The sequence below is a fragment of the Pseudomonas sp. 2995-1 genome, from assembly GCF_002742505.1.
GTDB classification, from domain to species: Bacteria; Pseudomonadota; Gammaproteobacteria; order Pseudomonadales; family Pseudomonadaceae; genus Aquipseudomonas; species Aquipseudomonas sivasensis.
On record NZ_LJSA01000394.1, the window covers coordinates 1 to 284 of the forward strand.

The 284-nt window shown below is 36.6% G+C and carries 1 protein-coding gene; it reads left to right on the forward strand.

What is annotated here, in order from left to right; all coding sequences use genetic code 11:
- Positions 1–189, forward strand: a 189-nt coding sequence (locus AOA61_RS31880; RefSeq protein WP_218197363.1) for a hypothetical protein, incomplete at its 5' end; no start/stop codon positions are given.
- Positions 190–284 lie beyond the last annotated feature (95 nt).

Below are 284 nucleotides of genomic sequence, written 5' to 3' on the forward strand. Positions count from 1 at the left end.
CTAGTCCATCATGTATTAAAGCATGAATATGACGGAAATATGCATGAGGTCCATGTATATGAGTTCTTGGTGGAAAAGGGGATTTCACCTCATCAGGATTATGATGCTGATAAAAAACTACCTCACGAAATCAGAAACTATACAAATCTCGTTAATGTTGATGAGATGGGTTACGTCACACTGGAGTAGGGATAAGGATGACTTTCAAAGAGTTAGACTTGAAATATAAGTATCGTTCGGATCATGACCAAATATATCTCGATTTTTACAGTAAGTGTATGGAG